11 protein-coding genes are annotated in these 13,083 nt (G+C 70.3%); 9 read left to right on the top strand and 2 right to left on the bottom strand.

The window, feature by feature from the left end:
* Positions 1–323 precede the first annotated feature (323 nt).
* The gene (gene fusA / locus HEP75_RS14875) at positions 324–2,387 is read left to right on the top strand and encodes an elongation factor G (protein WP_185824041.1); all 2,064 of its coding nucleotides are present in this window, start codon (positions 324–326) and stop codon (positions 2,385–2,387) included.
* A gap of 128 nt (positions 2,388–2,515) precedes the next feature.
* Positions 2,516–2,989, top strand: a complete 474-nt coding sequence (locus tag HEP75_RS14870; protein WP_185824040.1) for a hypothetical protein — start codon at positions 2,516–2,518, stop codon at positions 2,987–2,989.
* Between the two features lie 85 nt (positions 2,990–3,074).
* Here HEP75_RS14870 and HEP75_RS14865 read toward each other — a convergent pair whose 3' ends face one another.
* Positions 3,075–4,667 carry an alpha-L-arabinofuranosidase C-terminal domain-containing protein gene (locus tag HEP75_RS14865; protein ID WP_185824039.1) on the bottom strand — a complete coding sequence of 531 codons (1,593 nt, stop codon included), beginning with the start codon at positions 4,665–4,667 and terminating at the stop codon, positions 3,075–3,077.
* Positions 4,668–5,286: 619 nt separating this feature from the next.
* On the opposite strand from HEP75_RS14865, the gene HEP75_RS14860 reads away from it, so the two are divergent.
* Positions 5,287–6,339, top strand: coding sequence for an aldose epimerase family protein (locus HEP75_RS14860; protein WP_185824038.1), 1,053 nt, complete (start codon positions 5,287–5,289; stop codon positions 6,337–6,339).
* Positions 6,340–6,500: 161 nt separating this feature from the next.
* On the opposite strand, the gene ccsA is transcribed toward HEP75_RS14860, so the two are convergent.
* Positions 6,501–7,295 carry a cytochrome c biogenesis protein CcsA gene (gene ccsA, locus HEP75_RS14855; RefSeq protein ID WP_185820630.1) on the bottom strand — a complete coding sequence of 265 codons (795 nt, stop codon included), beginning with the start codon at positions 7,293–7,295 and terminating at the stop codon, positions 6,501–6,503.
* 255 nt (positions 7,296–7,550) lie between these two features.
* Here ccsA and ffh point away from each other — a divergent pair, with 255 nt between their 5' ends.
* The 6 genes from ffh to trmD all read left to right on the top strand — a co-directional run bounded on the left by ffh (position 7,551) and on the right by trmD (position 13,001).
* Positions 7,551–8,930, top strand: coding sequence for a signal recognition particle protein (gene ffh / locus HEP75_RS14850; RefSeq protein ID WP_185824037.1), 1,380 nt, complete (start codon positions 7,551–7,553; stop codon positions 8,928–8,930).
* Positions 8,931–9,360: 430 nt separating this feature from the next.
* Complete coding sequence (locus HEP75_RS14845; RefSeq protein WP_185824036.1) at positions 9,361–10,431, top strand: nitronate monooxygenase; 1,071 nt, start codon at positions 9,361–9,363, stop codon at positions 10,429–10,431.
* On the top strand, positions 10,428–11,231 hold the full coding sequence (locus tag HEP75_RS14840; protein WP_185824035.1) for an aminotransferase class IV family protein: 804 nt from the start codon (positions 10,428–10,430) through the stop codon (positions 11,229–11,231). Before HEP75_RS14845 ends, HEP75_RS14840 begins: the two co-directional genes overlap by 4 nt.
* 95 nt (positions 11,232–11,326) lie before the next feature.
* Positions 11,327–11,584, top strand: coding sequence for a 30S ribosomal protein S16 (gene rpsP / locus HEP75_RS14835; RefSeq protein ID WP_046977266.1), 258 nt, complete (start codon positions 11,327–11,329; stop codon positions 11,582–11,584).
* Positions 11,585–11,628: 44 nt separating this feature from the next.
* Positions 11,629–12,141, top strand: a complete 513-nt coding sequence (gene rimM / locus HEP75_RS14830; protein ID WP_185813458.1) for a ribosome maturation factor RimM — start codon at positions 11,629–11,631, stop codon at positions 12,139–12,141.
* 77 nt (positions 12,142–12,218) lie between these two features.
* Positions 12,219–13,001, top strand: coding sequence for a tRNA (guanosine(37)-N1)-methyltransferase TrmD (gene trmD / locus HEP75_RS14825; protein ID WP_179570853.1), 783 nt, complete (start codon positions 12,219–12,221; stop codon positions 12,999–13,001).
* Positions 13,002–13,083 lie beyond the last annotated feature (82 nt).

The following is a 13,083-nucleotide window of genomic DNA, read 5'->3' as shown; positions in this document are numbered from 1 at the left end:
CATCACACCGTATCGCCCGCCCTCCCATGCCGCACGCACCGCTGCTGATATTGCCGACCGACGCCCTGCGCATCAGCGCAGGCCGGGTGCGCCTGCCTGACGGGATGGACCGAGCCGAGCCGTAGCGCTCCGCCGCCGCCGATCCGCCGCAGACAAGCACCCGATGGGTGCTTTTTTATTGCCTTTTTTCCAGCTGTCCCACCTCCGAAACGCGAAGGAGAACGTGCCATGCACTACGCCGCCGAACCGAAAACCTAGCCGCATGCCCAGTCGCCAACCGGGGCATGCGGCTTCCCCAGTGTTGGCAATGCGGAACCCATCTCATGAACACCCAAATCCTTTCCCGCTGGCGCAACCTCGGCATCATCGCTCACATCGACGCCGGCAAGACCACCCTCACCGAACGCCTGCTGTGGGCCACCGGCGCGATCCATCGCGTCGGCGAAGTCCACGACGGCGCCGCCACCACCGACTTCTCCGATATCGAACGCGCCCGCGGCATCACCATCGGCGCGGCCGCGGTGCAGGCGCAGTGGGCGCCGCGCGGGCAGCCGGCGCATCGGCTCACCCTGATCGACACCCCCGGGCACATCGATTTCGCGATCGAGGTGGAACGCTCGCTGCGCGTGCTCGACGGCGCGGTCGCGGTGTTCTCCGCGGTCGACGGCGTGCAGCCGCAATCGGAAACCGTGTGGCGCCAGGCGCGCCGGCACGGCGTGCCGCTGGTCGCGTTCGTCAACAAGATGGACCGCGCCGGCGCTTCGTTCGATGGCGTGCTGGCGCAGCTGCGCAGCGAGCTCGACGCCACGGTGTGGGCGGTCGGCGTGCCGCTGCCGGGCGATTCCGGCTTCGACGGCTGGGTCGATCTGGTCGGCCGCCGCGTGCTCGCATGGGACGGCGACGGGCGCATGGCCGCGCGCGCATGGAACCCGGACGATGCCGCTGCGTTCGCCGAGGCACGCGAACGGCTGGTCGCCGCGGTGGCCGAGCACGACGACGCGCTGGCGCAGGCCTATCTGGAAGAGCGGACGATCGACGACGACACGCTGCGCGCCGCGTTGCGCCGCGCCACCCTGGCCGGCGCCGGCGTGCCGGTGCTGGCCGGCTCGGCGTTCAAGAGCAAGGGCATCGAGCCGTTGCTGGACGCGATCGTCGACTGGCTGCCGTCGCCGCTGGACCGCCCGCCGGTGCCGGCGACGCGCGACGCGGACGACGTCGGCGGCACCGGCATGGCGCTCGCCGCGCAACTGGCGCCGGATCCGTCCGGCCCGTTGGCGGCGCTGGTGTTCAAGGTCGCGCATACCGCGCAGGGGCCGCTGGCCTTCGTGCGCGTGTATGCGGGCACCTTGCGCGTCGGCGACATGGTGTGGACGTCGCAGGCGCGGCGCTTGCGACGGGTCGGGCGGCTGGCGGTGGTGCAGGCGCAGCGCACCCACGACGTGGCGCAGGCCTGCGCCGGCGAGATCGTGGCCATCCTCGGCTGGAAGGACGCGGCCAGCGGCGAGACGCTCAGCGGCGGCGACGCGCGCTGGGTGCTGGAAAGCATCCGTACGCAACCGCCGGTGCTGGCGTGGCGGCTGGGCGCGGCCAATGCCGCGGAGCTGGTGCGGATGGGGCAGGGACTGGCGCGGCTGGCGCAGGAAGATCCCTCGTTCCGCGTCGACAGCGATGCCGAGACCGGCGAAACCCTGGTCTGGGGCATGGGCGAGCTGCACCTGGAGGTGATGGTGGAGCGTCTGCGCAGCGAGTGGCAGGTGGATGTGCGTACCGGCGCGCCGCGCGTGGCCTACCAGGAAACGCTGCGCGCCGCGGCGCTGGGCGTGGTCGGGCGGCTGTCCAAGCAGAACGGCGGCCATGGCCAGTTTGCGCAGGTGGTGCTGGACCTGGTGCCGCGCACGGACGGGGAGGTCGTTTTCGCCGACCGCAGCCGCGGCGGCGTGGTGCCGAAGGCGTTCGTCGCCGCGACCGAGAAGGGCGTGCGCGCGGCGCTGGCGCAAGGTCCGCGCGGCTACCCGGTGGTGGGCGTGGAGGTGGTGCTGGTCGATGGCCAGGCGCATGCGGTGGATTCGTCGGACATGGCGTTCCAGCGTGCGGCGTCGGAAGCGGTGAAGGCGGCGCTGGCGCAGGCCGGCACGCTGCTGCTGGAGCCGGTGATGGCGTTGGCGATCGACACCCCGGCCGCCAGCGTCGGCGACGTGCTCGGCGATCTGCAGCGGCGCGAAGGACGCGTCGTGGCGATCGCCGAGCGCGGTGCGCGTGCCGACGTGGTCGCGCACGCGCCGCTGGCGCAACTGCAGGCCTACACCACCGCGTTGCGCTCGCTGACCCAGGGCCGCGCGTCGGCGAGCATGACCTTCGACGGCTACGAGGCGGTCAGGGCGGCGTAGATCGCCCGCTTGCGAGAGCTGCTGTACGAGGTCGAGGAGCCGGTTCGCCGGCTCCTCTTTTTTTGCCCGGCGCTTGCGCGCACGCCGCGATCCGGGCTTCATAGGCGCCCCCGATACCGGAGCCGCGCATGCGTCGACTCGTTGCCATCCTTGCCTTCCTGCCTGCGCTCGCCGCGGCGCAGGCGCCGCCGTGCGCGACGCCGCTGCAGGTGGCGCAGCGGCTGTACCAGGCGCGCGATTTCTATCGGCGCCCGCAGAATCTGGACGGGCTGCTGACGCCGTCCTTCGCGCATGCGATCAAGGGTGAGATCGCATGCGCCCAGCGCGAGGCGATCTGCCGCATGGGCGACGATCCATGGACCAACGCGCAGGACGGCGACATCCAGGGCGCGCCGCGCTTCACCCTGGTGTCCGGCGGCTCCCTTGCGACCGTGCTGGAGGTGCGGGTGGACTACCGGCTGGCGCTTGGCGGCTCGTCCACCAAGCCGGGCTCGGTGAAGATCGAGCTGCAGCGCCGCGGCAACGGTTGCTGGGCGGTCAGCGACCTGATCTCGCCGGACGGCGACTCGCTGTTCGCGCGCTTGTCGGAGCCGCAGGAATAAAAAAACCACGCCGACCTGCGCCGGCGTGGTTCGGACGACCTGCCCGCGCCCTGCAGCGGGAGGGTAGGCGCGAAGGCGTCCGCGACTATTGCAGCTTCAGCATCACGATCGCCTTGGCCGGCAGCGCCACCTTCAGCGTGCCGCCCTGCAGGCTGGCGCCGCTAAACGCAGCCGGCTTCACCGCCTGCGGCTGTTCGAAGGTGTTGAGCGCAGTGATCTTCGGCGCGGTGAGGATCTGTCCGCTGACGCCGCTGGCCTGTACGCCGTCCACGCTCACCACCACCTCTGCGGCGCGGTTCGGGTCCAGGTTGGTCAGCGCCACGTAGACGTGGCCGTCCTTCGCCTTGACCGCCGAACCGTGCACCGACGGCACCGTGTACTCGCCGTGCTTGTAGTCGGGCGCCTTGATCTGCAGCGGCAGCGCGGTCGCGTCCTGGTACGGCTTGTACATCGCGAACACGTGGTAGGTCGGGGTCAGCAGCATCTTGTCGCCGTCGGTGAGGATCATCGCCTGCAGCACGTTGATCATCTGCGCGATGTTGGCCATGCGCACGCGGTCGGCATGCTGGACGAAGATGTCCAGGTTGAGCGAGGCCACCAGCGCGTCGCGCAGCGTGTTCTGCTGGCGCAGGAAGCCCGGGTTGACGTTGGGCAGGCCGCTGTACCAGGTGCCCCATTCGTCCACCACCAGCGCGACCTTCTTGCCCGGGTCGTACTTGTCCATGATCGCGCTGTGCTTGCTGATCAGCTCGTCCATCAGCAGCGTGCGCGACAGCGTCTCGATCCACGCGGTCTCGTCGAAATCGGTGGACGAGGCGCGCGGCGGCCAGCCGCCGGGGATGGTGTAGTAGTGCATGCTCAGCCCGTCCATGTACTTGGTGGCCTCGCGCATCATCACTTCGGTCCAGTGGTAGTCGGCATCGCTGGGGCCGGGCGCGATCTTCATGATCTTCTGATCGGCCGGTGCCTTGACGAAGGTCTGGTAGCGGCGATACACGTCGGCGGCGTATTCCACGCGCATGTTGCCGCCGCAGCCCCACAACTCGTTGCCGACGCCGAAGTACGGCACCTTCCACGGTGCCTCGCGGCCGTTGCTGCGGCGCTGGTTGGCCAGCGTGGACTTGGTCGGCGCGGTCATGTACTCGACCCATTGCGCCATCTCGTCCGGCGCGGCGTCGCCGACGTTGCCGGCGACATAGGCCTGGGTGCCGAGCAACTCGGTGAAGTCCATGAACTCATGGGTGCCGAAGCTGTTCGGTTCCTCGACGCCGCCCCAGTGCGTGTTGATGCTGGTCGGGCGCTTGGCGCGCGGGCCGATGCCGTCGCGCCAGTGGTATTCGTCGGCGAAGCAGCCGCCGGGCCAGCGGATGTTGGGCACGTCCAGCGCCTTCAGCGCCGCGACCACGTCGTTGCGGTAGCCGCGGGTGTTGGGGATCTTCGAATCCGGCCCGACCCACACGCCGCCGTAGATGCCGTTGCCCAGGTGTTCGGCGAACTGGCCGAACAGGTTGCGCGAGACCTGCGCACCCGGCTGGTCGGCATGCAGCGTGCCGCGCACCGCGACGTCGGCGGCCTGCGCCAGGCCGGCGCCGAATGTCAGCGCGGCCGCCGCGGCGGCCAGCGGCAGGCGTCGCCGCCAGCGGAGTGCGGCGTTCTTCAGTGAGCGGGTCGAGAGCATCGTGGGTCTCCTGGATGGATGGGGCGGCGGTTCCCCGCAAGGACGCCTTGTCGGTGAGGGGCGGCACTCGCCGCGTGCGGCGCATGCAGTGGGACGACGGGGCCTGGCGTACGCGTAGCGAACAACGACGGTGGCTGCTGGCAGGGCGCGGCACGATGGCGGAGGTATCGGTGCAGATCGCAATCCTTGTGACCGGTGACGGTGCGGCGGCACGGCAGCGGGTCCCCGGCCGCGGTTCGAGCATAGGCAGGCCGGCAGGTTGCGACCAATCACTTAAATCCTCGCTGCTATAGCCGATTCGCATTGCTGGTGCGGCTGTTCGGCGTCGTGCATTGCCGATGCGCTCCCCGATGCGCGCATCGAGGATAGGCGAGCGACCTATAGCGGACCAATGATTTAAATCGGCGTAGCGATATGGGGATTGCAATGATGCGATGCCGCAGATCGCATGCGTGGACTGCGGCATCGCACGCGCCTGGCGGTGGCGCGCGATCGCAGCTGCAAGTGCGCGACGTGGTGCATCGATGCACCAACGCGCGCGGCGATGGCTTGCGAGCGGCCGCGCTGGTTATGCTGCGCGGCACGCGTGGACTCCGCACGCGCCCAACAAGGACCCCGCATGTCATCGATCTTCGGCCAGCTTCCCGACGGTACCGCCATCCAACGTGTGCTCCTGGACAGCGGCGCCGGCTTGCGCGCGGAAGTGCTGACCTACGGCGGCCTGCTGCGTAGCCTCAGCCTGGACACCGCGCGCGGCCGCACCGAGCTGGTCCTCGGGCTGCCGACGCTGGACGCATACCTGCACGACCCGGCGTATCTCGGCGTGCTGGTCGGCCGCTTCGGCAATCGCATCGCCGGCTCGGCATTCAGCGTGGACGGGCAGCGCTACGCGGTCACCGCCAACGAAGGCGCCAATCATCTGCATGGCGGCGCGTGCGGATTCGGGCGCCGGGTGTGGTCGGTGCAGGCGCAGTCCGAGCGCGGCCTGCAACTGCGCTACGACTCGCCGGCCGGCGAGGAAGGCTATCCGGGCAACGTGCAGGTCAGCGCCGAGTTCAAGGTGCACGGGCGCACCCTGGAACTGGAGTTCGCTGCGCAGACCGATGCGCCGACCCCGCTCAATCTCACCCATCATCCGTACTTCAACCTGGCCGGCGATGCCGGCGTGGCGGCCGCCGCGCAGTGGCTGCGGGTACCGGCCGACCGCTACCTGCCGGTGGCCGACGCGGCGTTGCTGCCGACCGGCGAGGTCGCCGCCGTGGCCGGCACGCCGTTCGATTTCCGCAGCCCGCGCGCGATTGGCGACAAGGACGGCGCGGCCGATCCGCAGCTACGCCTGAGCGGCGGCTACGACCACTGCCTGGTGCTGGCCGATCCGCGCGACTGCAGCGCCATCCTGTATTCGCCGCACAGCGGCGTGGCCATGCGCATCGCCAGCGCGATGCCGGCGTTGCAACTGTACGAAGGGCACTGGCTGGACCGCCAGCATCCGGGCCTGGGCCGCGGCGTGTGCCTGGAGCCGCAGGGCTATCCGGATGCGCCGAACCAGCCGGGCTTTCCCGACACCATCCTGCGTCCCGGCCAGGTCTACCGGCACCGCATCGAATACCGCTTCGCCGAGGTCGGCGCGAATGCCGATTGGGCCACAGTAGAGGCGGCATTGGCCGATTGAAGTGTGATGCGGATCGCTGCCAGCAGCGATCGCGCTTCCTGTAGGAGCGGCTTCAGCCGCGACAGATCGTTTCCGCAGCCGGTATTTTCTCGGTGCCGGGTCGCGGCTGAAGCCGCTCCTACAGAAGATGCATTGACATCCCAGATGCCAACTTACAACCGCTACTGCGGATGCCCCAGCACCAGTTCGATGACGAACTTGCTGCCGAAGAACGCCAGCAGCAGCAACAGCATCGCCGCCAGGGTCCAGTGCACCGCCTTGATCCCGCGCCAGCCGTAGCGCCAGCGGCCGAACAGCAGCGCGCCGAACACGATCCACGACAGCACGCTGAGCACGGTCTTCTGCACCAGCCGCTGCGCCAGGAAATCCTGCACGAACAGCACCCCGGTCAGCAGGGTCAGGGTCAGCAGGATGAAGCCGACCACGATGGTGCGAAACAGCAGCGTCTCCAGCGCGGTCAGCGGCGGCAGCGCGCGCAGCCACGGGTGGAAGTCGCGACGGCGCAGCGCGCGCTCCTGCAGCCACAGCATCACCGCCAGCAGCGCGGCGATGCCCAGCGTGGCATAGGCCAGCAGCGCCATCCACGCGTGCAGCTGCAGCCGCCAGTCCAGCACCGGCGCCGGCTCGTGGCCGTGCGAGTGGTAGGCCAGCAGCAGCGCCGCCGACAGCGGGAACACCACCACGCCCAGCGCCGCCATGCGCCCGCTGGCGCCGACCAGCGCAGTCATCAGCGCCATGCCCAGGCTGACCAGCGACAGCGCGGCGAAGAAGTGCATGTCCGGCCCGCCGGCGGTGTGCAGCGCCACCTGCACGTGGTAGCCCGCATGCAGCGCCACCGCCGGCAGCGCCGCCCACAGCCAGGCGCGGCTGCGCTCGACCCGGTCGCGCACCACCGAGCCGACCAGCAGGCCGGTGGCGGTGAGGTACAGCAGGGTCGCGACGAGGATGAAGAACATCGCGCCAGTTTCGCATATCGGGCCTGCGCTCGTGGCAGCGGCCCGGTCGATCGGACGCGCCCTTTCGCGCCGCGCCCACGACAGCACGCCATGCGGCTGCGGCATCGGCGGCACCGGGAGCAAGCCGGCAGGCAGCGGCGCCAGGGCGGACGCCGGCCTGTCGATGCGGCTTCGGACCCGGGCCGGGGCCGGCTCCGGGATCGCCAGCCGGCGCGGCTATAATCGACGACCGTTTCCCGTCTGCGACCCGCCCGCATGTTCGAATCCCTCACCCAACGCCTCTCCGGCACCATGCAGCGCCTGCGCGGCCGCGGCCGCCTGACCGAGGAGAACATCCGCGAAGCCACCCGCGAAGTGCGCATCGCGCTGCTCGAGGCCGACGTCGCGCTGCCGGTGGTGCAGGCCCTGATCGAGCGCATCAAGGTGCGCGCGGTCGGCCAGGAAGTGCTCAAGAGCCTGACCCCGGGCCAGGCGCTGATCAAGGTCGTGCGCGACGAGCTGACCACGGTGATGGGCTCGGCCGCCAGCGACCTCAACCTCAACGTGCCGGCGCCGGCGATCGTGCTGATGGCCGGCCTGCAGGGCGCGGGCAAGACCACCACGGTCGGCAAGCTGGCCAAGCACCTGAAGGAAAAGCGCAAGAAGAAGGTGATGGTGGTCTCGGCCGACGTCTACCGTCCGGCCGCGATCGAGCAGCTCAAGACCCTGGCCGAGCAGGTCGGGGTGCTGTTCTTCCCGTCCGAGGCCTCGCAGCAGCCGGTGGACATCGTCCGCGCCGCGATCGCCGACGCGCGCAAGTCCTTCGTCGACGTGCTGCTGGTCGACACCGCCGGCCGCCTCGCCATCGACGCGGCGATGATGACCGAGATCAAGGCGCTGCACGCCGCGATCAACCCGGCCGAAACCCTGTTCGTGGTCGATGCGATGACCGGCCAGGACGCGGCCAACACCGCCAAGGCGTTCAGCGAAGCGCTGCCGCTGACCGGCGTGGTGCTGACCAAGACCGACGGCGACGCCCGCGGCGGCGCCGCGCTGAGCGTGCGCTACATCACCGGCAAGCCGATCAAGTTCATCGGCGTGGGCGAGAAGCCCGACGGCCTGGACGTGTTCCATCCCGACCGCCTGGCCAGCCGCATCCTGGACATGGGCGACGTGCTGTCGCTGGTCGAGCAGGTCGAGCACCAGGTCGACAAGGACAAGGCGCAGAAGCTGGCCGAGAAGGTCGCCAAGGGCAAGAAGTTCGACCTCAACGACATGCGCGACCAGCTCGAGCAGATGCAGAACATGGGCGGCATTTCCGGGCTGATGGACAAGCTGCCGGGCATGGGCCAGATCCCCGAGCACCTCAAGCAGCAGGTCGCCGGCAACAAGGACGTGCCGCGGATGATCGCGATCATCGGTTCGATGACCAAGAAGGAACGGCGCAATCCGACCCTGCTCAACGGCTCGCGCCGCGCCCGCATCGCGCGCGGTTCCGGCACCCAGCCGGCCGACGTCAACAAGCTGATGAAGCAGTACCAGCAGATGGAAAAGATGATGTCGAAGATGGCCGGCGGCGGCATGAAGGGCCTGATGCGCGGCATGAAGGGCATGATGGGTGGCATGGGCGGCCGCGGCGGCCTGCCGTTCCGCTGAGCGTCCGTAACGGCGACCTCGCAAGGACGCCACATGCGCAAGCCCCTCTCCCCCCGGGAGAGGGGTTGGGGTGAGGGTAGGGGCGAAGCCACTTCGCCATGCATAGAGGGACCAGGGCGAGGGTCGGAGCGAAAGCCACCTCGGAGGATCCGGCGCGAAAGCGTCTCGTTGATTCGAAGAACATGAGGCTTCGCCCTTACCCTCATCCGGCCCTGCGGGCCACCTTCTCCCGGCGGGAGAAGGGAACAGCCCAGCGCGCATAGCCCCTCTCCCCCGGGAGAGGGGTGAGGGTAGGGGCGAAGCCACCTCGCCATCCAATCCAATGCAGCCTCATTCCTCGCATCCAGTGCCTGCTGCACCCCGCAGCCGCTGCGCCGAAACTGGCGATATCATCCGCTGCGCCATCCGCCACGCGCAGTATCGACCCGCCATGAACGATTCGCTGCAACACCGCGTCACCGCGTTCTGCACCCGCTTCGGCCTGCGCGCACCGATCCTGCTGGCACCGATGGCCGGCGCCTGCCCGGTGCCGTTGTCGGTGGCGGTCGCGCAGGCCGGCGGCATGGGCGCGATGGGCGCGGTGCTGTCCTCGGTCGCGGATATCGGCACCTGGATGGACGCGTTTCGGCGCGACACCGATGGACCGGCGCAGGTCAACCTGTGGGTCCCCGATCCGCCGCCGCTGCGCGATGCCGCGGCCGAGGCCGCCACGCGCGCGTTCCTTGCGCAGTGGGGGCCGCCGGTGGAGGCGGCCGCCGGCGATGCCGGTCCAGCCGATTTCGACGCGCAATGCGCCGCGTTGCTGGACGCGCGTCCGGCGGTGGCGTCCTCGATCATGGGCCTGTTCCCACCGGCCTTCGTCGCGCAACTGAAGCGGGCCGGCATCGCCTGGTTCGCCTGCGCCACCACGCTGGACGAGGCGCTGGCGGCGCAGGCGGCAGGTGCCGATGCGGTGGTCGCGCAGGGCGCGGAGGCCGGCGGCCACCGCGGCGCCTTCGATGCGTCGCGCGCCGAGCAGCAGCTGACCGGGCTGTTCGCGCTGCTGCCGCGGCTGGCCGATCACTTGGACGTGCCGGTGATCGCCGCCGGCGGCATCGGCGATGGCCGTGGCATCGCTGCGGCGCTGACCCTAGGGGCCAGCGCCGTGCAGATCGGCACTGCCTTCCTGCGCACCCCGGAGGCGGCGCTGGCGCCAGCCTGGGCCGAGGCGCTGGCGCGCGCCGAGCCGGAACAGACGGTGCCGACCCGTGCGTTTTCCGGTCGCCTTGGCCGTGCGCTGGCCACCGACTACGTGCGTGCCGCGGCCGAGTCGACAGCGCCCCCGCCGCGACCCTACCCGGTGCAGCGCGGGCTGACCGCGCCGATGCGCCAGGTCGCGGTGCGCGAAGGCCGCCTGGCAGCGATGCAGGCCTGGGCCGGGCAGTCGGCGTGGATGGCGCCGGCGCAGCCGGCGGCGACGCTGCTCGACAGCTGGTGGGACCAAGCGCAGGCGCTGCTGTGAGCGTCGCGCTGTTCTGCGAAGGGCGGCCGGCGAGCGCGGACGTCTTGGCCGCGCCGGCGCTGGTCAACTACGGCCACTTCAGCACGATGCAGGTGCGCGACGGCGCAGTGCGCGGCTTCGACCTGCACCTGCGGCGGCTCGATGAGGCCACCCGCACGCTGTTCGGCAGCGAACTGGCGGCCGATCGGATCCGCGCCGAGTTGCGCGCGGCGCTGCAGGCATTCGGCAGCGGCGATGCGTCGCTGCGCGTCAGCGTGTTCGCCCGCGACTTTGATTTCCGCCGCGCCGATGCGGCCTGCACACCGCAACTGCTGGTGTCGCTGGCCGCGCCCGCGCAGGCGGACGCCACGCCCTTGCGGCTGCGCAGCGCGGTGTTCGCGCGCGAACTGTCGCAGATCAAGCACGCCGGCACCTTCGCCTTGTTCCACCAGCGCCGGCTGGCGCTCCAGGCCGGCTACGACGACGCGCTGTTCGTCGATGCGCAGGGCCTGATCGCCGAGGGCTCGACCTGGAACCTGGGCGCCTGGGACGGGCAGGGCGGCGTGGTATGGCCGCAGGCGCCGGCCTTGCGCGGCACCCAGGAACGGCTGCTGCAGGCCGGCCTGGCCGCGCTCGGCATCGCCCAGCAGGTGCGCCCGCTGCACCTGCACGAACTGGCCGGGTGTGCCGCCGCCTTCGCCTGCAACGCGCGCGGCCAGCAGGCCATCGCCGCGGTGGACGGGCAGGCGCTGGGACCGGCCACGGAGCTGTTGAGAATACTGAACGCCGCCGTCGAGACCCAAGCCTGGCAAGCGATCTGACCGATCCGGGGGCGACTTGGCAGCGTTCCGCGCGCCCGCTATAATCGCCGGCTCACCGCGCCATCCTGGCGACTGGGCAACACCGGAAACTCACCATGGTCAAGATTCGCCTTACCCGTGGCGGCGCCAAGAAGCGCCCCTTCTACCACATCATCGTCACCGACGTGCGCAGCGCGCGCGACGGCCGCAACATCGAGCGCCTGGGCTACTACAACCCGGTCGCGCAGGGCGCCGAGCCGCGTATCGTGCTCGACCTGCCGCGCGTGGACCATTGGGTGTCCAACGGCGCGCAGCTGACCGACAAGGTGCGCAACCTGTACCGCGAAGCGAAGGCCCAGGCCACCGCGGCCTGATCCTGCGGGCCGCGCCTGGCGCGGCCCTTTCGGTTTTTGCACCTATGAAAGACAGCCAGCGCCGTATCCTGCTGGGCAGGATCCTGGGCGCCTTCGGCGTACGTGGCGAGGCCAAGCTCGAGTCGTGGACCGAGCCGCGCCTCGCCATTTTTCGCTACCAGCCCTGGATCGTGCGCAAGCCCGACGGCAGCGAAAGCAGCCTCAGCGGCGTGCGCGGCCGCGAATCCAGCAAGCATCTGGTGGTCACCTTGCCCGACGTCACCGATCGCGATGCGGTCGAGGCGCTGCGCGGCACCGAGATCTACGTGGCGCGCGACACACTGCCGCCGCCCAAGCCCGACGAATACTACTGGGTGGACCTGGAAGGCCTGGACGTGCGCACCGTCGACGGCGTGGCCCTGGGCCAGGTCTCGCACCTGTTCTCCAACGGCGCCAACGACGTGCTGGTGGTGCGCGGCGACCGCGAGCGGCTGCTGCCGTTCGTGCAGCCGGACTACGTCAAGTCGGTGGATTTCGACGCCAACCTGATCGTGGTCGACTGGGACCCCGAGTTCTGAGCGAGGCAGGCGCGCATGCGCCTGCTGTGGCCGTTGCTCTGACCAATCCCCAATCCCGACTCCCCAATCCCCGCCCCATGCGCATCGACGTCATCAGCCTGTTCCCCGAGTTCGTCGCCCAGTGCGCCGCGTTCGGCGTGGTCGGGCGTGCGCAGGAGCGCGCGCTGCTGGCGCTGCACGGCTGGAACCCGCGCGACTACGCCACGGGCGGCTACCGCAAGGTGGACGACCGCCCGTTCGGCGGCGGTCCGGGCATGGTGATGATGATCGAGCCGCTGCAGGCCTGCCTGCAGGCGGTGCGCGAAGCCGACCCGCAACCGGCGCCGGTGATCTACCTGAGCCCGCAGGGCGCGCCGCTGACCCAGGCCAAGGCCCGCCAGCTGGCTGCCTTGCCGCGGCTGGTGCTGCTGTGCGGGCGCTACGAAGGCGTGGACGAGCGCTTCGTCGCCGCCGCGGTGGACGAGGAGATCTCGATCGGCGACTACGTGCTGTCCGGCGGCGAACTGGCCGCGGCAGTGCTGGTCGATGCGGTCACCCGGCTGCAGGAGGGCGCGCTGAACGATGCCGAGTCCGCCGCACAGGACAGTTTTGAAGGCCCGGACGGCCTGCTCGACTGCCCGCACTACACCCATCCGCGCGAGCACGCGCTGGGCGAGGTGCCGGCCATCCTGCGCTCCGGCAACCATGCCGCGATCGCGCGCTGGCGGCGCATGCAGGCGCTGGGTCGGACCTGGCTGCGGCGCCCGGACCTGCTGGACGAGGCGGCGCTGAGCGCGGCCGACCGCCGCCTGCTGGAGGAATTCCGCCAGGGCCTGCAGGCCGATCCGGCCCCCGTGCAGGAAAATCCATCCAAGCCCTAGCCATGACGGCGCGACTGGGTTAAAATGCCCGGCTTTCCGGCCTAGCCATCTGCGCTTGGCCCATCCGTATATCGCGCAATCG

The sequence above is a fragment of the Xanthomonas sp. SI genome (assembly GCF_014236855.1).
Taxonomy (GTDB): domain Bacteria; phylum Pseudomonadota; class Gammaproteobacteria; order Xanthomonadales; family Xanthomonadaceae; genus Xanthomonas_A.
This window is presented reverse-complemented; position numbering and strand designations above follow the sequence as displayed.

Coding starts and splice junctions, on each gene's coding strand:
- fusA (WP_185824041.1), top strand. CDS start 324: ATGAACACCCAAATCCTTTCCCGCTGGCGCAACCTCGGCATCATCGCT.
- HEP75_RS14870 (WP_185824040.1), top strand. CDS start 2,516: ATGCGTCGACTCGTTGCCATCCTTGCCTTCCTGCCTGCGCTCGCCGCG.
- HEP75_RS14865 (WP_185824039.1), bottom strand. CDS start 4,667: ATGCTCTCGACCCGCTCACTGAAGAACGCCGCACTCCGCTGGCGGCGA.
- HEP75_RS14860 (WP_185824038.1), top strand. CDS start 5,287: ATGTCATCGATCTTCGGCCAGCTTCCCGACGGTACCGCCATCCAACGT.
- ccsA (WP_185820630.1), bottom strand. CDS start 7,295: ATGTTCTTCATCCTCGTCGCGACCCTGCTGTACCTCACCGCCACCGGC.
- ffh (WP_185824037.1), top strand. CDS start 7,551: ATGTTCGAATCCCTCACCCAACGCCTCTCCGGCACCATGCAGCGCCTG.
- HEP75_RS14845 (WP_185824036.1), top strand. CDS start 9,361: ATGAACGATTCGCTGCAACACCGCGTCACCGCGTTCTGCACCCGCTTC.
- rpsP (WP_046977266.1), top strand. CDS start 11,327: ATGGTCAAGATTCGCCTTACCCGTGGCGGCGCCAAGAAGCGCCCCTTC.
- rimM (WP_185813458.1), top strand. CDS start 11,629: ATGAAAGACAGCCAGCGCCGTATCCTGCTGGGCAGGATCCTGGGCGCC.
- trmD (WP_179570853.1), top strand. CDS start 12,219: ATGCGCATCGACGTCATCAGCCTGTTCCCCGAGTTCGTCGCCCAGTGC.